The sequence below is a fragment of the Brevibacterium sp. XM4083 genome, assembly GCF_006489205.2.
GTDB lineage: Bacteria > Actinomycetota > Actinomycetes > Actinomycetales > Brevibacteriaceae > Brevibacterium.
Genome location: NZ_VFYR02000001.1, coordinates 1048836 through 1075376 on the forward strand (window position 1 = coordinate 1048836; position 26541 = coordinate 1075376).

22 protein-coding genes are annotated in these 26541 nt (G+C 65.4%); 9 read left to right on the forward strand and 13 right to left on the reverse strand.

Features of this window, described 5'->3' with window-relative positions; translation table 11 throughout:
• Positions 1-160: 160 nt before the first annotated feature.
• The 4 genes from FJ887_RS04550 to zorA all read right to left on the reverse strand — a co-directional run bounded on the left by FJ887_RS04550 (position 161) and on the right by zorA (position 7302).
• Positions 161-3202, reverse strand: coding sequence for a DEAD/DEAH box helicase (locus FJ887_RS04550; protein WP_137826162.1), 3042 nt, complete (start codon positions 3200-3202; stop codon positions 161-163).
• Complete coding sequence (locus FJ887_RS04555) at positions 3199-4632, reverse strand: EH signature domain-containing protein (protein ID WP_171007075.1); 1434 nt, start codon at positions 4630-4632, stop codon at positions 3199-3201. Before FJ887_RS04555 ends, FJ887_RS04550 begins: the two co-directional genes overlap by 4 nt.
• An 83-nt stretch (positions 4633-4715) precedes the next feature.
• Entirely contained in the window at positions 4716-5402 is a 687-nt protein-coding gene (locus FJ887_RS04560) for an OmpA/MotB family protein (RefSeq protein ID WP_137826164.1), read from the reverse strand.
• 43 nt (positions 5403-5445) lie between these two features.
• Positions 5446-7302: an anti-phage ZorAB system protein ZorA gene (zorA, locus tag FJ887_RS04565; protein WP_137826165.1), complete on the reverse strand. Its 1857-nt coding sequence runs from the start codon at positions 7300-7302 to the stop codon at positions 5446-5448.
• Positions 7303-7967: 665 nt separating this feature from the next.
• Here zorA and FJ887_RS04570 point away from each other — a divergent pair.
• From FJ887_RS04570 to FJ887_RS04580, 3 genes are all read left to right on the forward strand, one after another.
• Positions 7968-8507, forward strand: coding sequence for a hypothetical protein (locus FJ887_RS04570; RefSeq protein WP_137826166.1), 540 nt, complete (start codon positions 7968-7970; stop codon positions 8505-8507).
• 236 nt (positions 8508-8743) lie between these two features.
• On the forward strand, positions 8744-10456 hold the full coding sequence (locus FJ887_RS04575; protein WP_349290522.1) for a multicopper oxidase family protein: 1713 nt from the start codon (positions 8744-8746) through the stop codon (positions 10454-10456).
• Between the two features lie 117 nt (positions 10457-10573).
• Positions 10574-10777, forward strand: coding sequence for an Rv3202a family protein (locus FJ887_RS04580; RefSeq protein WP_137826167.1), 204 nt, complete (start codon positions 10574-10576; stop codon positions 10775-10777).
• Between the two features lie 39 nt (positions 10778-10816).
• Here FJ887_RS04580 and FJ887_RS04585 read toward each other — a convergent pair whose 3' ends face one another.
• The 7 genes from FJ887_RS04585 to sdhC all read right to left on the reverse strand — a co-directional run bounded on the left by FJ887_RS04585 (position 10817) and on the right by sdhC (position 17552).
• Positions 10817-11941, reverse strand: a complete 1125-nt coding sequence (locus FJ887_RS04585; RefSeq protein ID WP_137826168.1) for an FUSC family protein — start codon at positions 11939-11941, stop codon at positions 10817-10819.
• A 333-nt stretch (positions 11942-12274) separates the two neighbouring features.
• A complete protein-coding gene (locus FJ887_RS04590) occupies positions 12275-12439 on the reverse strand; it encodes a hypothetical protein (protein WP_171007076.1) in 165 nt (54 codons plus the stop codon).
• A gap of 386 nt (positions 12440-12825) precedes the next feature.
• Entirely contained in the window at positions 12826-14016 is a 1191-nt protein-coding gene (locus tag FJ887_RS04595) for a D-alanyl-D-alanine carboxypeptidase family protein (protein ID WP_137826169.1), read from the reverse strand.
• A 146-nt stretch (positions 14017-14162) separates the two neighbouring features.
• Positions 14163-14954 carry a succinate dehydrogenase iron-sulfur subunit gene (locus FJ887_RS04600; RefSeq protein ID WP_137826170.1) on the reverse strand — a complete coding sequence of 264 codons (792 nt, stop codon included), beginning with the start codon at positions 14952-14954 and terminating at the stop codon, positions 14163-14165.
• Positions 14954-16714, reverse strand: coding sequence for a succinate dehydrogenase flavoprotein subunit (sdhA, locus tag FJ887_RS04605; protein WP_137826171.1), 1761 nt, complete (start codon positions 16712-16714; stop codon positions 14954-14956). Before sdhA ends, FJ887_RS04600 begins: the two co-directional genes overlap by 1 nt.
• Positions 16715-16723: 9 nt before the next feature.
• Positions 16724-17173, reverse strand: coding sequence for a succinate dehydrogenase hydrophobic membrane anchor subunit (locus FJ887_RS04610; protein ID WP_137826172.1), 450 nt, complete (start codon positions 17171-17173; stop codon positions 16724-16726).
• 1 nt (position 17174) lies between these two features.
• Positions 17175-17552 (reverse strand): succinate dehydrogenase, cytochrome b556 subunit, encoded by a 378-nt coding sequence (gene sdhC, locus FJ887_RS04615; protein WP_137826173.1) that lies wholly within the window; start codon positions 17550-17552, stop codon positions 17175-17177.
• Between the two features lie 338 nt (positions 17553-17890).
• Between sdhC and FJ887_RS04620 the strand changes: the two genes are divergently transcribed.
• On the forward strand, positions 17891-19000 hold the full coding sequence (locus FJ887_RS04620) for a mannose-1-phosphate guanylyltransferase (protein ID WP_137826174.1): 1110 nt from the start codon (positions 17891-17893) through the stop codon (positions 18998-19000).
• A gap of 162 nt (positions 19001-19162) precedes the next feature.
• Here the strand turns inward: FJ887_RS04620 and FJ887_RS04625 are convergent, their stop codons facing one another.
• Positions 19163-20371 (reverse strand): globin domain-containing protein, encoded by a 1209-nt coding sequence (locus tag FJ887_RS04625; protein WP_140954738.1) that lies wholly within the window; start codon positions 20369-20371, stop codon positions 19163-19165.
• 389 nt (positions 20372-20760) lie between these two features.
• Between FJ887_RS04625 and FJ887_RS04630 the strand changes: the two genes are divergently transcribed.
• The 5 genes from FJ887_RS04630 to FJ887_RS04650 all read left to right on the forward strand — a co-directional run bounded on the left by FJ887_RS04630 (position 20761) and on the right by FJ887_RS04650 (position 25747).
• Positions 20761-21399 carry a helix-turn-helix domain-containing protein gene (locus FJ887_RS04630; RefSeq protein ID WP_137826176.1) on the forward strand — a complete coding sequence of 213 codons (639 nt, stop codon included), beginning with the start codon at positions 20761-20763 and terminating at the stop codon, positions 21397-21399.
• 140 nt (positions 21400-21539) lie between these two features.
• The gene (locus FJ887_RS04635; protein ID WP_249356833.1) at positions 21540-22931 is read left to right on the forward strand and encodes an amidohydrolase; all 1392 of its coding nucleotides are present in this window, start codon (positions 21540-21542) and stop codon (positions 22929-22931) included.
• An 85-nt stretch (positions 22932-23016) separates the two neighbouring features.
• On the forward strand, positions 23017-24165 hold the full coding sequence (locus FJ887_RS04640; RefSeq protein WP_137826177.1) for a BMP family ABC transporter substrate-binding protein: 1149 nt from the start codon (positions 23017-23019) through the stop codon (positions 24163-24165).
• 41 nt (positions 24166-24206) lie between these two features.
• The gene (locus tag FJ887_RS04645; RefSeq protein WP_137826178.1) at positions 24207-25313 is read left to right on the forward strand and encodes an adenosine deaminase; all 1107 of its coding nucleotides are present in this window, start codon (positions 24207-24209) and stop codon (positions 25311-25313) included.
• Positions 25310-25747 carry a hypothetical protein gene (locus FJ887_RS04650; protein ID WP_249356834.1) on the forward strand — a complete coding sequence of 146 codons (438 nt, stop codon included), beginning with the start codon at positions 25310-25312 and terminating at the stop codon, positions 25745-25747. The genes FJ887_RS04645 and FJ887_RS04650 overlap by 4 nt, the downstream gene beginning before the upstream one ends.
• Positions 25748-25803: 56 nt before the next feature.
• Here the strand turns inward: FJ887_RS04650 and FJ887_RS04655 are convergent, their stop codons facing one another.
• The gene (locus FJ887_RS04655; protein ID WP_140954737.1) at positions 25804-26514 is read right to left on the reverse strand and encodes a hypothetical protein; all 711 of its coding nucleotides are present in this window, start codon (positions 26512-26514) and stop codon (positions 25804-25806) included.
• Positions 26515-26541 lie beyond the last annotated feature (27 nt).

Below are 26541 nucleotides of genomic sequence, written 5' to 3' on the forward strand. Positions count from 1 at the left end.
TCGTATACTGGGTCGAGGAGACGCATCACCGGAAACGTCGGCAGCGGGGTTTGGGTAATTTGACCCGGTTGAGTACGAACTTGTTCACCGCAAGCCGGTCGCCCTGGCGGAACAAGCCCGGAGCCAACCAAATCATCAGCAGTCCCAGAATCTCCTACTTTCAGTCTGTGCTGGTGACGGCCTGCTTTGCATCTAAAATACCCATCCGATGCATCATTTCGTCTTCGACCTTTCCCGGAACGACCACAGAGTCTTTCAGATCAGTCTTCGAACGCAACAGGGCATCTAGGTTGACGTCGAACGAATTGAGAGTTGGATGATTCGCCAGAGGCAGGTAGACATGCACGGGTTTCGTCTGCCCGATCCGGTAGATACGGTCTGTTGCCTGAGCTTCTTTGGCCGGATTCCAATGCCGCTCCAGATGAATGGCGTGGTTCGCACCGACAACGGTCAGCCCGACACCGACTGCCAAAGGCGACATGATGATGAGGTTGAATCCCGGCTTAGATTCGAAGTCGTTGATGATGCTTTTGCGAGTTCCTCTCGTCTTCGAAGAGCTGCTCTCGACTGCTTTTGTTTCACCGTTGACAATTTTGGGGGTGAATCCGTATCGCTCGTGGAGCCAAACTGCCAGGCGCGCCTGGACGGTTTTGCTGATGACGAAGATGATTGCCTTCTCATCGGCATCTCGAATGTCATCGATGACCTGAACCATCCCGTTGACACGTGCGGACAGTTCCGGGTCCCAGGCCGCGCCCGATTCGGAGAGCGTCGCCGGGTGCAGACTCACGTTCTTCAGACGTTGAATAGTTTCGAGCGCACTGCCCTTCCGAGGACGATGCATCTGAAGGACGCGATCGTATGCCGCTCTCTGGGCTGAAGGCATCTCGTTCGACAGTCGATCATCGTATTCGTACCCCTGTCCCAGAGCTGAGGCTGAGGAGCTGCTGCCAAGTCCGGTGTAGATGGTCTTCGACGGGAGCGCGTCGATACTGTCTTCCTTAGTTCGCCGCAGCATGAAACGGCCGATCAATTTGCGAAGTTCCCTGCCGCGCGTGGCTTGGTCCTCAGCAGTTTCGTTCTCGGCACTCGTGATCCACCGTTCCCGGAAGGTCCTCCAGTCACCCAACAGACCCGGCTGAGCAGTATCAAGAAGGTTCCAGATGTCACGAAGCGAGTTCTCAACAGGCGTACCAGTGCAGAGCAGCTTGAAGTCAGCTTTCAGACCCTTGGCAGCTCGAGACGCGAGTGTTTCTGGGTTCTTGATCTGCTGAGCTTCGTCGAAGATGACAGCACCCCAATCCACCTGACCCAATGACAGCTGGTAGCGCCCGAGGTTCTGATAGGTGGTCAGCACCAATCTGCCAGGCATGTCGAGGCGGCGCTCCTTCTGAGTCTCACCTACTCGAAGCGAGAGTCGAAGCGCTGACTCGTCCACCATTCCATGGTCATCGAGCAGAGTCGTTGATGCTCGGGACTCGGTCCCACGGCCCTGAATCCGGAACCTGTCCTGATCCCTAGAGGACTGCAGCACGACTACGTCGTCGAAGGGGTGCTCCTCGAAAGCGTTTCGGAGTTCGTCTTCCCAGTTTTCGATGAGTGAGAGCGGAAGGACCGCAAGAATCGGCTTTGCCTGGCCGGATCTGTGTTGCTGCTCGGACATGAAGTCTCGTAGCGCGACCAGCGTCATGAAAGTCTTTCCCAGCCCCATGTCATCTGCGAGAAGACCGCCTTCGACTCGTGTCTGAGTATCTTGAGCGGCCAGGGATGCCGCCATCATTCCCGCAGCCCAGGCGATCCCGTCTCTTTGGTGGGGGAACGGCGTGAACCTGAGCCTCGAGAGGTCGGGCGCATAATTCTTCGCCGCGTTCTCAGCCATTACTCGCAGCTCTTCGGAACGATCGCGGCTGTCGGAGATGTACATGCCGACTTGCACGGTATCGTTCGTGGCTTCAGGGAGATCGGTTTCGTCAGTCCGTGCAGCAACCTTCCTCGCTGCCTTATTGATTGCTTCGTCCGTCGTCTCCGGGTCGGAGATGTCCACGATCTTCTCTTCATGGGTGATCGTCGACTGCTCGAGTTGCCGTGCTGATTGGATTTTCTCTTTAACATCCTCGAGTTCTTCATCGGAACGGATGAGCCCCTCGAGGGCTTCGGGAGCAAGGATCTCCGAGGCCGCCGTCAACCAATCGATTCCCGATTTCTCGGCTTCGGCAAAGGTGAGTGGCACGATTGCGCCGATGCCTTCGACGCGGATCCCAAAGGTGATTTCGAGGTCGACGAGCGACGGGTCAAGAAATTCGCCGGGGGCAGCAAGAAACGCGTCGCGTTGCGTCGCCGAGATTCTGCGATTGCGGCTGATCTCTCGGACCCCAGCCTTCTGCTGTTCGTGAAGCAGGATCAAGCGGTCGTCGATCCGAAGGACATCACTTCTCTCGAGCTGCTGTTCGTAATCCAATACATCGATGTCTTCGGTGCCCTCGCCGAGGTTGGGGCTGAGCTCAAGAGAGCCGTCAGAGTGCTGTGTGACGGTCACTTCGACCTTGTTCGGCGCCGTCGTGGCAAACTTCTCGAGGTGACCCAGGTCGATGTCCAAGGGGCGGCCTTGGTAGTCGTTCAACGACTGATGTCTCGCTTCGTGAAGCCGAGCAACTAAGGATACATTTGCGGCCTCGGTGCGTTCAGCTGGCGGTAAACATGCGTGGTGCTCGATCGCTTCAAGGACGTCGAGTTCCGTGAGCGTGAGAACATGTTCGCCTGTCCCAATGGTGATGACCGCGCCGTGCCGTTCGACAGGTACTCGAATGCCTTCGACCTCGAAATACGGTGTGACACGAAAATGGCTGCTTGTGGTGTTGCTTGTGACCTCCGTGCGCAAGGTACCAGGGACATGGCCAGGAAGCCCGAGGAGAGCAGAGATCTCAGCATCGAGTCGAGAGACATTCCTCGACTCCATTCGAAATCCATTCGGGAGACGGATCGCATCCCCTTGCTCTTCCAACAGTCCGAGTACCGTGTACTGTTGCAAAGCACGGCCAGAACCGCCGCCCTCTGACAGTTCTGCCCACCCCTGAGCACCGATGCGGAAGTTCGCAGCAGTTGAGTCGAAATCGGGGACGAATTCGGGCAACGGTTGCTCGTCCGCCGCCGGAGCGGCTCGTTCCCCGAGAATGCGCTTGAGAGTCTCACGGAGGTTCATCATTGTCCTCTCCGGTTGGGGCGTTGCCAATTCTTCGGCCGCACGGGCAGCGGTCTCGTGGCAGAGACATGCTGATAGGTCTCGGCTGTCATCACGTCTTCAGGGGACACATATTGGCCCGCCTGCTCGATGAAGAGGAGCGCATCCGAGATCCACTTCTTGTGCACGTCGTGCGTGAGTGAGACGTAGTCTTCGCCGTAGAGGCGGTCCCGTTCGACGCCGTAGAGGAAGGAGTAGTTGTCGATTTGTGCCATTTCCCAGTCGGACATGATCTCAGGCGGATCACCGCGGAGCACTCGCACTTTGAAGTTGTGGGATCCCTCAACGATGTGGAAATCACCGCAGTTCATGAAGATCACTGCAGTGCTGCTGTAGTTGCCTCCGGTGATCGGCGTAATGCTCGTCCTCAGGTCTGTGCCCATGATCTGTCGAATCGCAGACCGTGCCGAGCGACCCGCGAACAGTCGAGTCTCCTTCACCATATTGAGTTCGAGAAGTCCCTTCAAGAACCGCTCACGATCGGAGAACATCCGGAGGAGATCCGAATGGTGATTCTTCCTGCCGTAGACCTCGACGGCCTCAAGGAACAGTCTGATGTCTTCCCCGGAGAGCCACGCGATGACTCGTCGCACGTTTTCGAGCGGAATACGTGCCCACCACTTGTTCCAATTGACAGTTCCGCGCGCGCGAGGATCATCCCCGATCTTGAGAATCGTGCTCTCCCAGTCGCGGCTCGGGTTGTCCGTACGGTGGTTGGTCATCGCTTCAAGGACGAGATGCCCGAAACGGCGTCCTCCGGATGCGGGTGCGTCAGCGATTTCGGACTGATACAGATCAGACAACCAGTCGTAAGACTGCTGAGGATCGGCCTGAGCAATGCGATCGAGGTAGAGCTGCTGCCGGGCCGTTTCGGCATAGCGCCCTGTGGCATAGTCCCCTAGCCCCGCATCCTTCATCACGGTGGGCAGGTCTCGATCCTCTTCGAGAGCGAGCCGTGCTATTGCGCTCGGAGCGTCCTTGCCGATGGTGACCTCGGGACGCGCACGGACAGCAAACAGGACGTCCCGGCTGTGCGTGGTCGACTGCTGTGAGACGGCTTGCTGCAGCCGTTCTGCCGTCATTGTGAACAGCCCAACGTCCCAGTCGTCTAGGCAATCAAAGTATGTGAAGTACACGTTTGCGAGAGCGAATGTGAAGAGCCTGGTGAAACTGCCGTTGTCGCAGACTGTCTGGAGAACTGGGGTCCTCATGGATGCTTCCGCAAGCTTTCTGTCGCCTGACCACAGCGTGACGATTGCACGGCAGATCTTGCGGTCAGCTAACTCGGGGTGCAGCTCGGGGCGCTCCGATCCGAGCACAGCTCGTGCCGTTTGATTTGATTTCGCGCTCAGGCCGGGATTGTCGATTCTTCTGCTCATTGCCTGAGCGTCCATAGTCAGCTTGTCCCAAGCCGTCTTGTCATCGTTGTTCCACCCAAGAAGGCTCGCGTGCGCTGGTGGGAGCGGAAAGTCCAGAGTCATCGTTCTGTGACTTCGCGCTCGATCTCTTTGAGCTGGTCGGAGTCTGCTCGCATGATCGTGAAACGGATGTCGATCCGGCGGTTGGCCGCGGCACCGGCGTCAGTCGACTGGTCGTCGTTCATCGGTCGAGTTTCGCCATAGCCCGACACCGAGAACAATGGGTTACCGTCAGGTCCCTGCATCTTTGCCAGCTGCTCATTGCTGGGCAGATCGTCCTCCCAGAGCTTCCAGAGCGAGATGGCCCGAAATGTCGAGAGCCCCCAGTTGCCTGTGCCCTCCAGACCTTCGTAGTTCGCGTTGTCAGTGTGACCTTCGACGAACACCGTGTCGAGGAATTTGGCGCCATTGTGTTGTTCGATGGCCGTAGCTATGACCTTGCCAATCGCCAGCGATTCGTCCTTGTACTGCTCCTTGATCTCGTAAGAGCCGCGGTCGAAACCCAGTGAGTCATTGGGGATGCTGATGACCGAACCGTTTTGAGCGACGACGACCTCGATGCCCTGTGATTCGAGCTGGTCGCGGATCTCGTCAAGCATGTCTTTGCGGATGGTCTCCGCCTTGCTCGAATTCTCGATCTGCTCGCTGAGGTCGTCGGTTTGAGCCTTGAAGTCCTTCTGCGCCTGCATCAGTTGAATCGCGAGGACTACAACAACCAGGATGAAGACGAATAGCACTCCAGTCATCACATCGGTGAATGAAGACCAGTAGTTGGTCTCTTGTGACCCATCAGCGGACGACCGCCTTCCGCGTGTAAGCGCCACTCTTGTTCACCCCCTCGAGTTCGTCGATGACGCCCGCAAGGGATCTGGCGATCTGGAGCATACTGGAGGCGTATTCGGTGCTCTGCTTGTTCCAGTCGTTGAGTCGTTCATCGGTCTGCGAACTCACCGCGTCCGAATATGCGGCAAGCCAATCGGCCATTTTCTTCGCAGACTGCTCGATGCTTTGGGTCAGGTTCGTCTTCGCTCCATCGAGTGAGTCGCCGAGGCCCAGGAGGAACTCTGTCTGGTGCTGACGCATCTCGTCGAAGGCTGTCTTTGCTTCATGGGCGGCCGCGGCGAGCTGTTCGCCCGCACTGTTCGAATGACTGGTGATCTGGCTGATGGCGCTTGAGTGTTGATCAAGAGCCCGCAAGGACTGTGATTGCTGCTGGCTGATCGCTTGGATGCTCGAGACTGCGTCTGAGAGGTTGCCAGCGACTGTCCTTGTCGTTGTCGAGAATCCGTCGGCGACTGACTTGAGATCAGCAGAACTTGCCGCCATACTCTTTGCGGAGGTCTCCATCAGTGCCTGGGTCCGGGATGTGAGCTCAGCGAGATGTGCGATGTTCGCCTCAAGTGACTGCTGACGATCGTCAGCCTTTTCGGCCAGCTCGCCGAACTGCCGTTGGAGCACATCGGTCTGTTCGCTGGCTTCGGCCCTCAATCGTGCCAAGGACTCAGCCGACGACGTCTGCAGCTGTGAAAGTGCTTCACTGTAGGTAACACGGTCGGCCTCAGCCTGCTCCCGCGCAGCTGTTGAGGCGAGAGCGTGGTGCTCGCGGTCTTGTTTCGCCTGTTCCTGCGCCGCCGCTAGCATTTGACTGATTCCTGAGCTGGTCGCCAGAGAGCTGTCGGCGGTCGTCTTCTCGATTCGTTCAAGCGTGCTTTCTACTTGACTGCTCAACGACGTGACTGATTCAACGAGATCCCGAGATGCGGACTTCATCGCAGTCGCCTGTGACTGGCCCATGCCCTCGAATGCCTCGCTGAAACGACCTACGAGGCTGTCGAACACCTCACCCGACTGCCGAGACGTCGCTTCGGAGAGATTCTCCATCGCCGGCGCAAGAGCCAGGTTGATGGCGCCGATGATGGCATTTTGCATGTCGCTGCTCAGACCCTGTACGGACTTCTGGAACTCAACACCGATCTTCTCGTGGAGCTCATTGAGGGACTGAGCGATCTCTCGCGTGTTCTGGTCGACTCTCTGAATGCCAAACTCAGCTGAGTAGCGCTCGAAGTAGCTGTCGATCTCTGACACCAGTCCGTTGATCGCCAGCGCAGTGCGAGTTTGAATTTTGGAGAGGATGCCTGTGGCGATCAAGCTCATCAGGACACCGACGCCAGATGCAGAGAACGACAGGCCAGCTGTTGTCAGGAGCGTCATGACGCTCTCTTGCAATGCGTCTATGTCTGTGTCGCCGGTCAGATCGAGACCCATGAGTCCAAAGGTCAGCTTGAAGAACGTTCCACCCACGCCGATGGCGATGAGCGTTCCCGGCAGTGCCTGGATCCATCGATTTTCGAACAGCGGGGATGCCAGGGAGTGAGAATTGAAGAAGAACGCGGCGTCTATTGTCGACCGAGTCCTTCCCGCTTGCAGGTCATCGACGAGAGTTTCATCGAACTCGACCCAGACATCACGGACCGCAGCTGAGGCTTCTGCGGCTTCTTGTCGCGCTTGGAGGCGTGAGTTCTTTGCTGCATCCAACAGAGTGTGGACTTCGGAGATCCGTGATTTCGCGGCTCTGTTCTCGCGAACCGCAGCGATAAGGAACTGAATGAAGAAGACAACGATGCCGGCCAGGGCGATTCCGAACACAGTCCACGTGAGGACTGACCAAATGTTCACAGACTTCAAGCCTTTCACAGTGAAGGAAAAATGCCCCTCACGTGTTTCTGGGCCGGGTGGGCTTGCTCACTCCCGGGGGCTGAGGACAGTATACGATCGGGCCACTGACATAACCTACATACCCCAGCTGAAGTCATCTATCTGTAACAAGCTTGCAACCTGAGGTCTGACTTCCACAACTGATCGGGGTTACTGTGGTTTCTGTCGCATTGGTGCTGGTGGCAGGGTTGCAGAGTTCGCTTGTGGGACACTGACGGGCTGTCTACGATGTGATGATGTCGCCTCGCCCGCGGAAAGTTACCACCGGCTCGGGACTGCTGAAGGTTTGGGAAAGTGGTGTGTAGACCTCACTAACTCGACGACGACGTCGAAATGCCGCGGGAATCCGGGGAGCCTAAAGCATGCTGGGATTCTTGAATCACGACGTCATCGATTAGGTGCTTAGTCGCAGCGTCCAGCCCTTCCCAACGGTCTGACCCGGCGTGGCGCTCGTACAAAGCTCTGTTGTCAAGAAGGCAGAGCCTTCAGACACCGCGGCGGCCGGGCGCCGCGTCGACGGTGTGCCGACGTTGCCGCGCGGAATCCGAGACGATACCCTCAGAGGGTATTCAGGCAATCGTCGGGAGGAGGGCGCGATGCAGGATCGTCGTCGCGTCCGACCTCAGCTCGCCGGAGCGATCCTCAACCTCGTCGCTGCGGTTGCCGCTGTCATCGGCATCGTCGTGCTCCCCATCAGCATGGGGATGAGCATGGAACCCGGCGCCTCGATGGGCATGACGCATGCGGTCTCGTCGGGCAAAGGTGAGGGTGCTGAGTCACCGGCGGCGATGGGCCACAGCGCGGACTCGATGGCGATGGACGCCATGTCTGCCCACCGTGCACCGCCCACGGGCGAGGCCCCCGACAGTGACCCCGGCGCGGCGGCCGATGACGACGCCGACTCCGGGCAGTGCACCGGTTCCGGATGCGGGGACAGTGTGATGGTCTGCGCACTCGCGACGATGTGCATCGTCGGCGTCGTCCTGCTCATCATCGCCCTGCGGATGCTGCGTCGCACAGCGATTCTGCTTCCCCGCGCCGGCCTGTGGCACCGCGCCACCCCCTTCGTGCCGAACCCGTCACCCGGGCACGCCCGCGCGCCGAGTATCACCGACCTCTGCATCAGTCGCACGTAGGCCGGCGTCCCCGCATCGAGGCTTCTCGATGCATCAGCCGACCGATGAACTCGGCCCATTCGCGCCAGTCCCCGACCAACCGAAACCGTGACCGCACGCGACTGCGACCACGGCCGACCAGAGCGCGCGCAACCAGCGCCCCGCTGGGCACCACGGACCTGAGCGCCCCCAGACGCGCTGTCCGGGAACGACGGCATGCGCGGAATGGGCCTGCGAACGAAAGCAGAGCACACACCGTGAACCACCCATCAGAGAACACTGCCGAACGCCGCTTCGACGGACTGCCGACCAGTCCATCGCTCACGGAAGCGACCCCGACAACCCCCGACCACATCCACCCCGCACGCCCGTCACGCCGCCCCGGCCGCCGCAGCTTCCTCGTCGGATCGCTGAGCGTGCTCGCCCTGGCCGCGTGCACCCCGCGGGGAGAAGGAGCCTTCCTCATGCCCGACTCCCAACGCGTCGCCGACGTCGAGGACGACCGTGAGACGACGGGAAGGACAGTGGAGGTCGCCCTCACGGCGGCCGCCTCGGCGCTCACGCTCGGCACCACCACTGCGCAGACATGGAGTTATGGGGAGATCCCCGCCCCGATCATCCGGATGAGCCGGGGCGATCGGCTCAAAGCCACGCTCACCAACGACCTCACCGAGGACACGACGATCCACTGGCACGGTCTCGCGCTGCGCAACGACATGGACGGCGTGCCGATGCTCACCCAGGACCCCGTCGCCCCCGGTCAGTCCTTCACCTACGACTTCATCACCCCCGACCCGGGCACGTACTGGTTCCACCCGCACGTCGGCACGCAGATCGACCGCGGACTCTACGGCGCGCTCATCGTCGACGACCCCGACGAGCAGCTCGAGTACGACGACGAGTGGGTGATCATTCTCGACGACTGGCTCGACGGAGTGACCGCAACGCCCGCCGAGGTGCTCACGGAGCTCCAGCAGGGCATGGGCAGTTCGAGCTCTGGTTCGGGCGACATGGGCGACATGGACCACGGGAACATGGGCGGCTCAGGCTCAGGCTCAGGTGACATGGGCGACATGAGCGGCATGGGCGGGATGGACCACAGCGGCATGGGCGGGCCGATGCGGATGGGCAACATGCTCATGGGCGCCGCCTCGGACGTCCTCGGCGGCGACGCCGGCGACGTCTACTACCCCACGTACCTCATCAACGGTCGCCCCGCCGACGACCCCGCGACCTTCGAGGCGAAGCCGGGCGCGAAGGTGCGGCTGCGGATCATCAACGCCGGCGGCGACACCGCGTTCCGCATCGCCCTGACCGGGCACTCGCTCACGGTCACCCACACCGACGGCTTCCCCGTCGACGGGAAAGCCGCCGAGACGCAGTCGCTCCTCCTCGGCATGGGGGAGCGCTATGACGCACTTGTGACGCTCGGCGACGGCGTGTTCGGCCTCGTCGCCGAGGCGGAGGGCAAACAGGAACGCGTCCACGCCGTCGTCCGCACGGGATCCGGCAAAGCGCCCTCGACCGACGGGGACGTCCCGGAACTCGCGGCCGCACCTCTGTCCGCCGAGGCGCTGCAGGCCCGCAGCGATGTCGCTCTGCCGACCAAGTCCGCCGACCGGGAGCTCACCCTGCGGCTGACCGGGTCGATGTCCGCCTACGACTGGGCGTTCGACGAGACGCCGTACGACCACAATAAGCCGATGGACACTGCCCAGGCGATCGCCGAGGGGGAGCGGGTGCGACTCTCCTTCGTCAACGAGACGGACATGTGGCATCCCCTCCACCTCCACGGGCACACGTTCCAGCTCACCGGCGGGGGACCGCGCAAGGACACGGCGATCGTCCTGCCGGGAAAGACGCTGACCGTGGAGTTCGATGCGAACAATCCGGGCCGGTGGCTCACGCACTGCCACAACATCTACCACGGTGAGGCCGGGATGATGAGCGTCATCGCCTACGAGGAGTGAGTACTGAGTGTGGGCGGTCGTCCTTGACATGCGCACCCACACGATTACCATCACGAGTACCCGCCGTCGCTGCGTTTTGCGGCGGCGCGGCCGTGGCCCCGCACCGAGGAGGAGATCGTGAGTACGGATCCGTCGCTGAGCGAAGTGCCCGAAGCCGATCGGGAGGAGCAGTCCGAGGACATCGAATCCACCGAGGTCCTCACCGGTGAGGATGCCGAACCGACCGGGTCGGCGCCTGCTGTCGTCGAGGCCGATAGCGCGGATGTGGCCGAGCAGGCGATCGACGTCGGCTTCGACGACGAGGATCACCCGCAGTCCTGAGCCACTGACCGCAGGCAGGTGACGCGCGTCTGCCTGCGGTCACCCGCCTCGGTGAGCTTCGCTGCGGACCTCGCGCGCGGTGGCGACATCGTCGACGATGACGGCGATGTGGCGCACGCTCGTGATGAGTGCGCCGTAGAGCGGCCACGCAGTCTTCGGCAGATCGTCGCCGTCGGCGATCCCGACCGACAGCGCGTCGAGGCGATCATAGATCGATTCCACGCCGATGTCCGGGTCGGCGATCGCGGTGCCGGCCGCGCGGACGATGTCCGCCCATTCGGTGCGGAACCGATCATCCCATCTGCTGTCGTCGTAGGTGGCCGCCTCCAAGGTGCGGGTGAGGTGGCGCAGGTGGGAGACGCCTTCGTCGAGGCGCCGGAGGATGTTCTCAGGGCTGAGCTCCTCCTCGACGGCGTCTGTGCCGCGGCTGCGCAGCAGCGCCCGACGAAGGGATCGCAGGCGGGGGCGCGGGTTGGCCAGGCGGCTCTCGTTGGCCAGGTTGACCGTCTGCCACGCGGCGTCGAGATCTCTGCTCATCGCTTCGGTCTCGGCGAACCAGACGTGGGCGCGGTCGGTGTCCCACGAGGTCGCGAACTCGTCGCTCATGTTCGTCAGCACCTCGCCGATCCGCCGATTGACGCTGTTGATGTGCCGCGCTGCCTGCTCATCGCGCAGCGGCGGGGCGATGAGGAGATTGACGACCACGCCCACGCCGACCCCGAGCGCGAGCTCGAGGAGGCGTTCGTCGAGGAACGGCTGCTGACTGCCGAACCCGCTGCCGAGGACGAAGATCGCCGTCGTCGCAATCGCGATGCCCTCCTCGCGGATCCACGGGACGCGGGCGAGGACGACTCCGGCGAGCAGAGCGAGGGCGAAGGTCCACAGGCTCACGCCGAGGAAATGGCCGATGACGAAGGACAGGGCGACACCGGCGACGGAGGCGGCCATGGTCTGCGCCCCGCGCACCAATGTCCGGTGGATCGTGGCGTGGACGGTGAGCAGAGCCGCCCACGGGGCGAGGAACGGCATCTGGGAGTCGAGCACCCACACCGACAGCCACCAGCCCAGGGTCGCAGCGATCACCGTCTTGGCGATCTGCAGCATGTCGGTGACGACCTCGGGACGACGGAAGAACTCGATGATGCTGCTGGGATGTGAGGTCATCGGGGAGGGTTGCCTCGCTTTCACGCAGTGTTCAGGGTCGGCGCGCTGGCCGGCGTCGCTGGTCAGCGCCGCGGTCTGCGGCGCAGGCCGGGGCCGATTGTGGGCTGCGGTCCACCTCGGTGGGCGTGTGACACCGTGCGAAAGCCGACCGTGAGGATGCGACGAAAACAAGGTAACTTACTGATATTCGGAAACGCAAGCAGACAGAAGCGCCCGGCTTGCGCTCCTCACGAGGAGGAGTGCAAGCCGGGCGCTCGGGTGAAGCCCGTCGGATCAGTGCTGCGTCATACCCGGCAGCACAGACCTTGTCGCGGGGCTCACCGGGGACAGCTCTCAGGCGGCCAGCGGCGTAGTCTCACGCAGCGACGACCCCGTGAAGAGCACGGTGCGACCGGTCGAGTCACTGATCGTGACCTCCCCGTCCGCGGTGCTGATCTGCGGGTCGATGAGGCCGGCGTGCTCGACGGCACGCTGCACCCACTGTGGGAACTCAGTCATGGGTTCCATTCCTTTCTCTCGTCGGCGAACAGGCATGCGTCGACGCATGCCGTTTAGCCAGGTGGTCTGTGGCGGCGACGGGGGAGTCGCCTGACCTCACAGGACGTCGACGACGAAGTGGCCTGTGGGAGGTCGCCGTGATCTGGGTCAGTCCCTCACGGTGGGGGAGATGCGCTGCGACAAGGTCGGCTGGAGCGGAACCCAGCGGCCTGCCGTCGCTGCCCGATCGGTCGATGCACTCCGATGAACTGGGCCGATGGCGTCAGCGCAAGGAAACAGCATAACGCGGTGCGGGCGGCGAAGTCAAAACGTCGACGGTGCCGGGCTGCAGCGGCGCCGTCGCGGGCACCCGGGGAGGCCGCGCGACGTCCGAGCCGCGGCTCCCGTCACTGCGTGCGGTGGCGTTTGCGCAGCCGGAACCAGAGCAGACCCGCGAGCAGGAGGATGATGACGCCCCCGCCGAGGAGGCCGAGCGGCAGCAGATCGACGCCCCCGGTCGACGAGGCCGAGGGATCGCTCGCCGTGCCGGTGTCGTCCGCCTGGTCGTCGGAGCTGTTGCCGGCGTCGCTGCCGCTGCCCGAGGCGGTGGCCGTCGGCGTCGGGGCGGCGGCGGCGCCGACGGGAACCGTCGCCACGGTCTCCGGGGTCGTCTGCGCGAAGTCCCATTCGAGGAGGTCGACGGCGGCCTGACGCGAATTGTTCTCCGCTCCGAGGAGTGCTGAGACGACGCGTTTGCCGTCGCGTTCGGCCACGGCGATGTAGGAGCCCTTCGCCGTCTTCGTGTACCCGTTCTTCAGCCCGAGCCCGCCCTCGACGTTGCCGACGATCTGCGTGTGGTTCTGGATCTCGTAGCCTTTGAACTTCTCCTTCGTCTCAGGGTTCGTCCCGCCCGGGAACGTGTACGTCGTCGTCCCGATGATCTCCATGAGGGTCGGGTTCTCCGTCACCGCGTACGCGAGCTTCGCCATGTCGGCGACGGTCGTGTACTGATTCGGGTCATCGAGGCCGGACGTGTTCATCGCGTTCGTGTTCGTCATGCCGAGCGACTTCGCCTTCTCATTCATCAGGGCGACGGCCTTCTCCTGACCCCCGGCGGCGCGGCCGAGGGCGTTCGCGGCATCGTTGGCACTCGACATGAGCATCGCGTGGAAGAGCGTGTCGACGGTGTACTCGTTCTTCTGCATGAGGCCGACCTTCGTCCCGTCGATCTCCATGTCCTCGAACTCCGCTTCGACCTTCTGCTCGGGGTCGTCGAGGACGTCGATGAGCGCGAGCGCGGTGAGCAGCTTGATCGTCGAGGCCGGCGCGTGCTTGACATCGATGTTCTCCGCGACCTGGAGCTCACCGGTGTCGAGGTCGCCGACGAGCCACGACGTGCCGATCGGCTGGGGCGGCGGCGTTCCGTCACCGAGGTTGTTCGGGCTCACGTAGATCTTCTCACCCGGCTCGGGTGCGGCCTGGACCGCGCCGGGGGAGAGGGCGAGCGAGGCGACGACGAGGAGGAGCGCGAGTGCGGCTGCGGCCGCGGTGCGCAGGTGAGCACGCGCTGAAGAAGGAGTCGAGGACGGAGAACGCATGCGCACCAGTGTACGGATCCCGGGTATCGCGGATCCTCAGACTTCGTGGCCGGGAGGAGAACTCCGGGGACGACGAAGGCGGCCGCACACGATGAAGTGCACAGCCGCCTCGGCGCTGGTGAGGTCAGGTCGACCTCAGCGCAGTCTCAGAATGCGCGCTGGAGGATCGCCTGCTTGACCTCGGCGATCGCCTTGGTGATCTCGATGCCGCGGGGGCAGGCATCGGTGCAGTTGAACGTCGTGCGGCAGCGCCACACGCCTTCCTTGTCGTTGAGGATCTCCAGCCGCATGTCCCCGCCCTCGTCACGCGAATCGAAGATGAAGCGGTGCGCGTTGACGATGGCCGCGGGACCGAAGTACTGGCCGTCGGTCCAGAACACGGGGCACGACGAGGTGCACGAGGCGCAGAGGATGCACTTCGTGGTGTCGTCGAAGGCCTCGCGCTGCTCGGAGGACTGCAGGCGCTCACGGGTGGGCTCGTGTCCGCTCGTGATGAGGAACGGCATGATCTCCCGGTACGACTGGAAGAAGGGCTCCATGTCGACGATGAGGTCCTTCTCCAGCGGCAGGCCCTTGATCGCCTCGACGGTGATCGGCTTGGACGTGTCGAGGTCCTTGAGCAGCGTCTTGCAGGCCAGGCGGTTGCGGCCGTTGATGCGCATCGCATCAGAGCCGCAGACGCCGTGGGCGCACGAGCGACGGAAGGTCAGCGAGCCGTCGATGTCCCACTTGATCTTGTGGAGGGCATCGAGCACGCGGTCCGTGCCGTACATCGTGACGTTGTACTCCTCCCAGTGCGGTGCCTCGTCCGTCTCCGGGTCGAAGCGCGCGATGCGGAAGGTGCAGTCGAAGGACGGGATCTCCCCGCCCTCACCGCTCAGGTGCGAGGGCAGGTCGACCTTCGATGCCGGCTCCGGGGTTTCGGTATCGGTGCTCATCAGTACTTACGCTCCATCGGCTGGTAACGGGTGACGACGACGGGCTTGGTCTCCAGGCGCATGCCCGGGACCCCCTCGGCCTCCGAATCCGGGTCGAGGTACGTCATCGTGTGGTGCATGAAGCCCTCGTCGTCGCGGTTCGGGAAGTCCTCGCGGAAGTGTCCGCCGCGGGACTCCTTGCGGTGGATGGCCGCGACGGTGATGACCTCGGCGAGTTCGAGCAGGAAGCCGAGCTCGACGGCCTCGAGGAGGTCGAGGTTGTAGCGCTTGCCGCGGTCCTGGATGCCGACGTTGTCGTAGCGCTCACGCAGCTTCTCGATCTCCGCGAGTGCCGCACGCAGCGTCTCGTCGGTGCGGAACACCTGGACGTTGGCGTCCATGATCTCCTGCAGGTCCTTGCGGATCGCGCCGATGCGCTCGGGCCCGTCGGAGTTGCGCAGGCGCTCGAGGACGGCGACCGTGTCGGCCTGCGAGTCCTCGGGCAGGTCGATGACCTCGGCGCGGTTGGCGTACTCGGCGGCGGCGATTCCCGCGCGCTTGCCGAAGACGTTGATGTCGAGCAGCGAATTCGTGCCGAGGCGGTTCGAGCCGTGGACGGACACGCACGCGCACTCACCGGCGGCGAAGAGGCCGGGGATGACGGTGTCGTTGTCGGCGAGCACCTCGGACTCGATGTTCGTCGGGATGCCGCCCATCGCGTAGTGCGCGGTCGGGAACACCGGCACCGGCTCCGTGTAGGGCTCGACACCGAGGTAGGTGCGGGCGAACTCGGTGATGTCGGGCAGCTTCTCGTCGATGTGCTTGGGCTCGAGGTGGGTGAGATCGAGGAGGACGTAGTCCTTGTTCGGTCCCGCACCGCGGCCTTCGCGCACCTCGTTGGCCATCGACCGGGCGACGATGTCACGCGGGGCGAGGTCCTTGATCGTCGGGGCGTAGCGCTCCATGAAGCGCTCACCCTCGGAGTTGCGCAGGATCGCGCCCTCACCGCGGGCCGCCTCGGAGAGGAGGATGCCGAGTCCGGCGAGGCCCGTGGGATGGAACTGGAAGAACTCCATGTCCTCGAGCGGGATGCCGCGGTTGTAGGTCACGGCCATGCCGTCGCCGGTCAGGGTGTGGGCGTTCGACGTGGTCTTGAAGACCTTGCCGACGCCGCCGGTCGCGAAGACGACCGACTTCGCCTGGAAGACGTGGATCTCACCGGTGGCGAGTTCGTAGGCGACGACGCCGGCGGGGCGGCGCTCACCGTCGACCTCGGTCATGACGAGGTCGAGGACGTAGAACTCGTTGTAGAACTCGACGCCGTGCTTGACGCAGTTCTGGTAGAGGGTCTGGAGGATCATGTGGCCGGTGCGGTCGGCCGCGTAGCACGAGCGGCGCACCGGCGCCTTGCCGTGGTCGCGGGTGTGACCGCCGAAGCGGCGCTGGTCGATCTTGCCCTCGGGCGTGCGGTTGAACGGCAGCCCCATCTTCTCGAGATCGAGGACGGCGTCGATGGCTTCCTTCGCCATCACCTCGGCGGCATCCTGGTCGACGAGGTAGTCACCGCCCTTGACGGTGTCGAAGGTGTGCCATTCCCAGTTGTCCTCTTCCACATTGGCCAGGGCCGCGCACATGCCGCCCTGGGCTGCGCCGGTGTGGGAACGCGTGGGGTAGAGCTTGGTCAGGACCGCGGTGCGTGCCCGCTGGCCCGACTCGATGGCGGCGCGCATGCCAGCGCCACCGGCGCCGACGATGACGACGTCGTAGTGATGAACCTGCATGTTTCTCCTTTAGGCCTGGCAGAACGACGCGAGCAGAGCGGGGTCGGCTCCGGCCGGGCAGGGATCGAAGGTGAAGATGACGAGCGTGCCGAGCACGAGGACGACGGCCGAGGCGATGTAGAGGATGAGCTGGAGCGCCATGCTCGTGCGCGGCTTCTCGGCGTAGTCCATGATGATCGTGCGCAGGCCGTTGGTGCCGTGCAGCATCGCCAGCCACAGCATGAGGAGGTCCCAGATCTGCCAGAACGGGCTGGCCCACTTGCCGGCGACGAAGCCGAAGTCGATCTGCTGGACGCCTTCGCCGGCCCACAGGTTGACGAAGAGGTGACCGAAGATGAGGACGACGAGGATGATGCCCGAGATGCGCATGAACAGCCACGCGAACATCTCGAACTTCGAGCTCGTGGACTTGTTGCGCGAGTACCCGGTGCGCGGAGCCGGAATCGATGTTGTGCTCATGTCAGCCTCCGAACGTGTGCATCAGCTGGCGAGGGACGAACGCGATCATGATGATCAGCCAGAGGATCATGACACCCCAGAACAGCTTCCGCTGGTTCTTCGGGCCGCCCTTGGAGAAGTCGATCAGGATGACCCGCAGGCCATTGAACGCATGGAAGGCGATCGCGGCGACGAGTGCGATCTCCCCGAAGGCCATGACCGGAGTCTTGTAGGTTCCGATGACGGCGTTGTACGCCTCGGGGGAAACGCGAACGAGTGCAGTGTCAAGCACGTGAACCAACAGGAAGAAGAAGATCCCGACCCCTGTCACGCGATGCGCGACCCAGGACCACATTCCTTCTCCACCTCGGTACAGAGTGCTCGTAGACGCTTGGGCCACGGAGCATCCTCCATCTTGGATGAATCGACGATGTACATCATGAAAGTACGCCGAACACCGCCCAGTTGCCAGTCGGCTCCCCGTTGAGCGGGCTGGATCACATTGTCACCCTGGCAGTTCTCTCACAATCGGTCACGCCGCGTCTCACGGCGGACATTTACCGCACAAACGTGTGCGGTAATTCGCGGGTGCGGAACGGCGGTGCGGAATCCGTTGTCGCCGAAGCGGTCGCCCGGTCTGACGCGGGTGTTCCCTCGGCGATGTGTTCTGGTTCTCCTCACCCCGACACGGCGGACAACATCGGTGATGTCATGCCCGAACTCTGAGACACTGAGGGGGTGAACACACACTTCCACGCCATCATCCCCGCGGGCGGATCGGGCACCCGACTCTGGCCGCTCTCCCGCAAGGCGTCCCCGAAATTCCTCCATGATGTCCTCGGCACCGGTCGCAGCCTCCTCCAGTCGACCTGGGACCGCGTGGCCCCGCTCGTCGGCGACGACAAGGTCTGGGTCGTCACCGGTGAGAGCCACGCCGAGCAGGTCGCCGAACAGCTTCCCCAGCTGTGCCCGAGCCGCATCGTCGCCGAACCCTCCCCGAAGGACTCGGCCGCCGCGATCGGGCTGGCGACCCTCCTCATCCACCGAACCGACCCCGAGGCGATCGTCGGGTCCTTCTCCGCCGATCACTCGATCACGAACGTCGACGAATTCCGTTCCGTCATCGAACAGGCCTGCGTCGCCGCCGAATCCGGCGACATCGTCACTGTCGGCATCATGCCGCGCAACCCCGCGACCGCGTACGGCTACATCAAGACCGGCAAACCCCTCGGCATCGCCGGTGCCCCGACCGCCCGCCGCGCACTCGCGTTCGCGGAGAAGCCGGCGGCGAGCACGGCCCGCCGCTACGTCGACTCGGGCCGCTACCGGTGGAACGCCGGGATGTTCATCGCGAAGGCCTCAGCGCTGCTTGAGATCCTCGCCGAGGAGGACCCCACGCTCTTCGCCGGCCTGTCCCGGATCGCCGAGGCGTGGGGGACGGATGCCCAGGAGTCCGTCCTCGCCGAGGTGTGGCCGGGGCTCGAGAAGCGCGCGATCGACTACGTCGTCGCCGAACCCGCCGCCGAGGCCGGTCGGGTCATCGTCATCCCCGGCGACTTCGGGTGGGACGATGTCGGGGACTTCGACTCCGTGGCCCGGCTCCGCCAGCCCGTGCCCGGGGAGCCGCGCGGGGTCATCTCGATCGGCGGCTCGTGCGACCTCCTCGAGGTCGACGCCTCGGGGGTCGTCTTCTCCGAGCAGCCCCGCACGGTCGCGATCGTCGGCCTCGAGGACCTCGTCGTCGTCGACACCGAGGACGTCCTCCTCATCACCTCCCGCTCCCACGCGCAGGACGTCAAGAAGGCCGTGTCCCTGGCCGGGGAACGGGGACTCGACGACCTGCTCTGAGGAGTCTCGGCCGAATTGAGGAGCCTCGTTCGCACCGTTGCGGGTGCCGCGCGGCCCGGCGAACGCGCTCCGGCTCACCCTGGTTTCGAGGGCTCTGTTCAGAAACTGAGCCCCCGAAACCAGGGTGAGCCGAACGGCGCTCGCAGGAGGAGCACGCTGCCCCTATGCGGGACTCTGGGCCCAGAGGTCGGGGCCGAAGACCTCGTAGTGGATCCGCTCGGAGGGCACACCCTTGGCGATGAACTCGGCGCGGGCGGCCTGCATGAACGGCAGCGGGCCGCACATGAACACCTCCGCCTCGGCGGGCACGGCGATACCGCTGAGATCCATGAAACCGCTGCGGGCCGGATGGAGGGTCGGGGCCTCGGTCGCGCCCTCCTCGTACCAGTTGATCGCCTGCGCGTCGGCCATCGCGAGCACCTGGCGGCGCAGACCGGCGTAGAGCGCATGATGGGCGTGCGACCGATCGGCGTGGTAGAGGCGGACGGTCCGGTTCGGCTGCCGCCGCGAGAGGTCCTCCATGATCGCGGCGATCGGGGTGATCCCGATGCCGGCGGAGACGAGGACGAGCGGGGAGTCCGACTCCTCGAGGACGACGTCGCCGGCGGGCTGGGAGACCGTGAGCACGGTGCCCGGCTGCGCGTTGTCGAACAGCCACCCCGAGACGACGCCGTCCGGGGCGCCGCCGACGCCGCGCACCCGCTTGATCGTCACGCGCAGGGTATCGCCGCGCGGACCGGAGGAGATCGTGTACTGGCGCGGCTGCGTCGATCCGTCGGGCAGGTCGACGAGGATCGCCACGTACTGCCCGGTGAGGTGGGCCGGGACCTCGCCGGACACGGGCGCGAGGAGGAGGGAGAAGACCTCGTCGGACTCGTCGAAGCGCTCGACGACCCGGAAGTCGCGCCATGGATGCTCAGGCTCGGTGCCGCCGAGGGCGTAGAGTCGGGCCTCCTCGGCGATGAGCGCGGTCGCGAAGAGCCAGTAGACCTCGTCCCAGGCGGCGGCGACCTCCTCGGTGACGGCATCGCCTAGGACGGTTCTCACCGCGCCGAGGAGGTAGTGGCCGACGATGAGGTACTCGGAGGCGCGGACACCGAGCGACACATGCTTGTGCGCGATCCGCCGCAGGACGGGCGCGAATTCCGGGGCGTCGGGATCGATGAGCTGGACGGCGAAGGCGACCACGGAGGAGGCCAGTGCCTTCGGCTGCTCGCCGATCGCCTGGTTGGCGAGGTTGAAGATGCCGAGCAGCTCGGGGTGCGCCTCGAACATCGTCGGATAGAACACCGAGGTGATCTCGTCGGCGTGCTCGGCGACGACACCGGCGGTCGCGGCGACGACCTCGTGGGAGCGGGGGCTGAGTTCCATGGTCATCCTTGTCGATCGGTGGGTGGTGAGTGCGGTCTCTGCGGTGGCGATGGGTGGGCGCCCGGGCGGCGAGGGGAGGTGCTCATCCCCGGCGGCGGGTGGCGGTGGAGCCGACGGCCGGGTGAACCGTGCCGGGTGCGGTGTGCGGGCCCAGGACGGTTCGGCGGTTCCAGGGTGCCGGTTCGCCGAGGCGGCCCGCGCGCCTTTCGACCGTGTTTATTCGCAGGCTGTCGGGATCTCGGTGCGGTCTCCGGCGCTCACCGCCTCGGCGGTCCCGAGGCGGTTGCGGCATGGGCACACCGCCCCACCTGGGAGGCTGGCCCCCTTTTTTCTACACGGCGTAGAATCACAGATGCAGTGCACGACTCTCCGACTTCGAGGATGTCCCCATGCCGCGCAGAACGACCGATTACCGCGGTCTCACCGAACTCAACCGCGTCCGCCTCCTCGGTGCCGTTCAGCAGGGGCCTGACCGCACTCTCAAGGACCTCGCCGAGGCGGTCGGCCTTCACATCAACACGGCCAGGGACCACCTCGGCGTCCTCATCGACGAAGGACTCGTCAGTGCGCGGCCGCGACCGTCGGGAACCCGGGGGCGACCACCGACGGTCTACCGCGCAGTCGACGATGCGGAGATGAACCCGGCGGCGAAGAGTCGGATCGACCGGGCGAGGGCGCTGGGGCCGGTGCTCGCGCGGGTCGGCTACTCGTGTGTGCCCGAGCCCGTCCGGAGGCTCGGTGACGGAGCGGGGGAGCAGTTCGACGCACTCGTCGATCATCTCGACGACTCCGGACTCGAGCCCGTCGCCGACGACACCGGTCTGGGCATCGCGCTGGCCGCCTGCCCGCACCTCGAGCTCGTCGGGGATGAGCGGACGATGGCGTGCGCCGTGCATGCGCGCCTGCTCCACGATGTTCTCGCCCAGGTGCCGGGGCCCCTGCGGGTCGCCGAGGTCCAGCCGTTCCTCACCGCGACCACCTGCGAACTCCGCCTGCAGGCCGCCGGCGACGTGGCCCAACCAGCCTGAGCGGCGTGGCCCAACCGGCCTGAGCGGCGGGCCCGGCCGCGCGATGCCGGCGACCACCGATGGTCACTCGACGTCACCGATCGTGTCGAATTTGGTCACCCGAGGCCCACACCCGCGTCCGAGTGTCTAGCATGGCCTCAATGTCACTCAACCCCGATCCCCGCACCGCAGGCGGTGCGCCGCTCACCGAAGCGGCGACGGCCGACGCGGACCGCCCGACCGCCACCCGCCCGAATGCGGCCGACGCCGAGGCGGCCGGCAACGATGCCGCACGCCCGGAAGCGGTGAATGCTGATGCGCCCCGCGCCGATGCGGCTCGCACCTCCACCCCCGACGCCACCACGGCAGCCGCGATCGCCGAGCTCACGCCCGAACTCCTCGAGTTCCGCCGCGATATCCACGCGCACCCGGAGCTGTCCTTCCAGGAGTTCGCGACGACGGACAAGCTCGCCGCCCGACTCGAGGCCGCCGGGCTCACTCCGCGGCGCCTCGAGGGCTCGGGTCTCGTCTGCGACGTCGGCGAGGGACCGATCGCGCTCGCCCTGCGCGCCGACATCGACGCCCTGCCCATCGACGACCTCATCGCCGAGGACTTCGCCTCCACTGTGCCCGGGGTCGCCCACGCGTGCGGTCACGATGTCCATCTCACGGGCCTCCTCGGCGCGGGCATCGCCCTGCAGCGGGCCCACGAGACGACCCCGGGCGGCCTCGGCGGGCGGGTGCGCCTGATCTTCCAACCCGGCGAAGAGGTCACCCCGGGCGGGGCGCTGCGCGTCATCTCCCAGGGCGCCCTCGACGACGTGCCGGAGATCTACGCCGTCCACTGCGACCCCAACGTCGACGTCGGCCGGATCGGCTCACGCATCGGTGCGATCACCGCGGCCGGCGACACCGTCACCATCCGGCTCACCGGCCACGGCGGCCACACCTCGAGGCCCCACCTCACCGAGGACCTCGTCTACGCCCTCGGCAAGCTCGCGACCGACCTGCCCTCGACGCTCGGACGCCTCATCGACCCCCGCCATGCGATCTCGCTCGTCTGGGGCGAGATCAGCGCCGGTCACGCCGCGAACGTCGTGCCCTCGGAGGGGATCCTCCGCGGGACGCTGCGGTGCCTCGACGTCGACGGATGGAATCAGGTCGCCGAGGTGCTCCCCGAGCTCGTCGAGCGCATCGCCGGCCCGTACGGGGTCAAGGTCGACCTCGAGCACCGCCGCGGCGTCCCCCCGGTGGTCAACACCGAGGACCAGGTCGCCCTCATCGAGTCGGCCGTGCGGACCGAACTCGGCGAGAACTCCGTGCAGCTGACCCCGCAGTCGATGGGCGGCGAGGACTTCGCGTGGTACCTCACGCACTGCCCGGGCGCGCTCGTGCGCATGGGCACCCGCACCCCCGGCGGCATCACGTACGACATCCACCAGGGCGACCTCCTCATCGACGAGGGAAGCGTGCCGATCGCCGCACGGATCTTCACCGCGACCGCGCTCAAGGTCCTCGACGGCAAGCGCGAGGCGCTCCAGCCCACGGGATAGCCACGGGACAGCACTGGGCGGCCGCCTGCCCTCCCGCGACCGGCCTGACGGACGGCACTCAGCCCAGCCGGATACCCTGTCTGTCATGAGAACCACGCTCGTGACCAGGATGGCAGGTGCCGGCCTCGGGGTGCTCAGCCTCCTCGGCGCCAGTGCGTGCTCGGTGACGACCCCCGCCGCGGCCCCTGATCCGACGACGGCCTGCATGATCTCCGCACCCGCCGGATTCGAGGACCATTCGGCCGGTGCGCTCACCCTCGCCGAGACCGAGCTCGCCCGGTCGGCCGGGGTCTTCACCGCCACCTCGAGCCAGCGGGTCTCGGATGTCTCGGCCACCTCGGCGGCACTCGCCCGCACACCGGGGGAGGAGTGCACGCTGACAACCGTCGTCGGACCGGGCGGGGCGAAGGAACTCGACTCCTACGCGCGGGAGAACCCGGACGCGCTCTTCCTCGGGGTCGCGAGCGGGCGCGAGGATCTGCCCGACAATGTGCTCAGCATCGACTTCGACCTCGTGCCCCCCGCCTTCATTGCCGGCTACATCGCGGCGACGGCGAGCGAGTCCGGTGAGGTCGCCGCGTTCGTCTCCCGCGGCTTCCCCCAGGCCGAGGAGATCCTCTCCGCCTTCGACGCGGGAGTCGCCCTCTACAACGAGGAGGCCGACGAGGAGACCGCGGACGTCACCTCGTTCCGTGACTCGCGGATCGCCGCGCGCACGGTCGACGACACCGAGGAGGGCGGACGGGAGTTCTTCGACTCCGCATCCCGCGCCGATGCCGACGTCATCGTGCCCTTCGGATCGGCGGCCGCGATGGGCGTGCTCGGCGCCGCCGACGAGACGCGGACGGCTGCGGCCACCGCCACCCCGGACCCCGCCGACGACGCCGAACCGCCGGTGCTGCCGAAGCTCATCTGGTATGGCGCCTCCGGGGACTTCAGCGATGCCGTCGTCGCGACGATCGAACCGAACATCCGCCGCGGCCTGCGCACGATGTTCCCCGAGTGGCCGCAGAGCAAGAACCCCGACGAGATCGTCGAACCCGGCGACGTCGACCCCGAGGAGATGAACGGGATCCTCGTCGCCGAACGCCGGTACGAGGGCACGATCGACAACGGCGGGATCGGGATCTCGGCCGAGGACGGCTTCCTCAGCCGGGTCTCCGACGCCGGGCGCAGCATCACCGACCTGCGCGAGCGGATCAAGAGCGGCGACATCGATCCGACGCAGGAGTGAGAACGACCCGTTGCTGCGGTGATGACCGATAGACTTGGCTCGTGTTGAATACTCCCGCCGGCGTCGCCCACGACGATCCGATCCTGCAGCTGCCCAAAGTCTCCCTCCACGATCACCTCGACGGCGGTCTGCGGCCGGCGACGATCATCGAACTCGCCGCGCAGATCGGCCACGAACTGCCCGCCACGGAACCCGACGCCCTGGCCCAGTGGTTCACCGATTCCGCGAACTCCGGCGACCTCGTCCGCTACCTCGAGACGTTCGCCCACACGACCGCGGTCATGCAGACGCGGGAGGGCCTCATCCGCGTCGCGCGGGAATGGGTGCTCGACCAGGTCGCCGACGGCGTCTTCTACGCCGAGGCCCGGTGGGCCCCCGAACAGCACCTCGCCGGGGGACTCGACCTCGACGAGGTCGTCGAAGCGGTGCAGGAGGGCCTCGAGGCCGGTGTCGCCGAGGCGGCCGCTGAGGGCAGGCTCATCACCGTCGGACAGATCCTCACCGCGATGCGCCAGGCCGACAACTCGATGGCCATCGCCGAACTCGCGATCCGCCACCGGGAGAAGGGCGCGGACACCGGCGTCGTCGGCTTCGACATCGCCGGACCGGAGAACGGCTTCCCGCCGTCTGTCCACCTCTCGGCGTTCAACGCCCTCCACCAGGCCTACGTTCCGCTCACCATCCACGCCGGTGAGGCCGCCGGCAAGGAATCGATCCACGAGGCGGTCACCGTCTGCCACACACAGCGCATCGGGCACGGCGCGAGGATCGTCGAGGACATGGACATCGTCGACGGGGAGGGTCAGCTCGGCAGCCTCGCCGCCTGGGTCCTCGACCAGCAGATCCCGCTCGAGCTGTGCCCGAGCTCGAACCTCCAGACCGACATCGGCGGGACGATCGCCAGCCACCCGATCACCGGCCTCAAGGACCTCGGCTTCGCTGTGACGATCAACCCCGACAACCGCCTGATGTCCGGAACCTCGATGACCCGTGAGATGCGGCTGCTCGTCGACGAGGCCGGCTGGACGCAGACCGACCTCGAATGGGCTACCGTCAACGCCGTGACCGCGGCGTTCCTTCCCCTCGACGTGCGCGAGCGGATGCTCGACGAGATCCTCATCCCCGGATTCGCCCGGGTGACGGTGTGAGACCGGGGAGCACCGACGCTGGATCCGGCGGGGGAGTCGAACCCGCCGGACACGGTGTTCCCACGCCGCGGGCGATGCTCCTCCCCGTCATCGTCCTCCTCCTTCAGGCCCTCGTCCTCGCGGGCACGGCCGTGTCGTTCATCGTCACGGCGTTCTCGGCGGGATCGCTTGCGACCTCCCTCATCGGGCTCGCCGTCATGTTCCTCATCTTCACCGCCGGGCTGCTCGCCGCCGCCCGCGGGTCGTGGCGTCTGCACCGCTGGGCCCGGCCCGCGGCGATCGCGTTCGAACTCCTCGTCATCGTCTTCGGCTTCAGCACGATCGGCGGTTCGCTGTGGTTCGGCCTCGCGTGCCTCATCACGGCCATCGCCGTCATCCTCGGCTACTTCACCCCGCCGGTCGTCGACGCCTACAACCGCGCGCTCGCCGAATGAACCGACGTCAGTCCGCGGCCTGAACCCGCTGGGCCGTCAGCGTCTCCGCCGGGACGTCACTGACCGAGGTACTCCCCGCACGCCTCGGTGAGGTAGTCGCCGGCCACGCCGCCCTCCTGGCTGAGGCTCTGAGCGGTCCTCTGGATGCCCCTCCACACCTGCGGGGACGCACCCCACTGCTGACGGAACTCCTCGCGCTTCGACGGGTCGTTCGACAGGTCCTCGGCGGCCAGGGAGATCCGATCCTGGGCATCATCGGCCGTGCAGCGCTCCTCGTCGTTCGGTCCCTGCGGGTCGAGTTCGGGAATGTCATCGGAGTTGACGGTCGTCAGCGTGTACGCGGACTCGCCGATCTCCTCGACGTCGAAGAGGCCGTGGATCTGAAGAAACGGGGACTTGTCGCGGTTGACGTTCGCGCCGTCGACGGTGACGCTCACGCTGTTGGGGGTGTCGGCGGTGACGGTGACCTCACCGGACTCCGGGAGGTCGGGGTTCGCCGTGCGCACCCACACCTTGAGGTACGCAGGAGTCTGATCCGCCGCGGCGGTCGAGAGCCCCTGCCACAGCGGATCGGTGTCCTTCGCACCGCCGGGGGAGGAGTCGACGACCGTGACGGCGGGGGCGTCGTCGGGGGTGGCGATCGGGGTGACCTCCTCCTCGCTGACCGAGGGCCGGGGCTGCGGTCGGGTCTCGTTCGACGTGGGCACACACGCGGAGGTGGCGAGAACGGCGGCGGTGGTCAGGGCGGCGAGAGAGCGAAAGCGCATGGTTCCTCGTGCGGGTCGTGGGAAGCG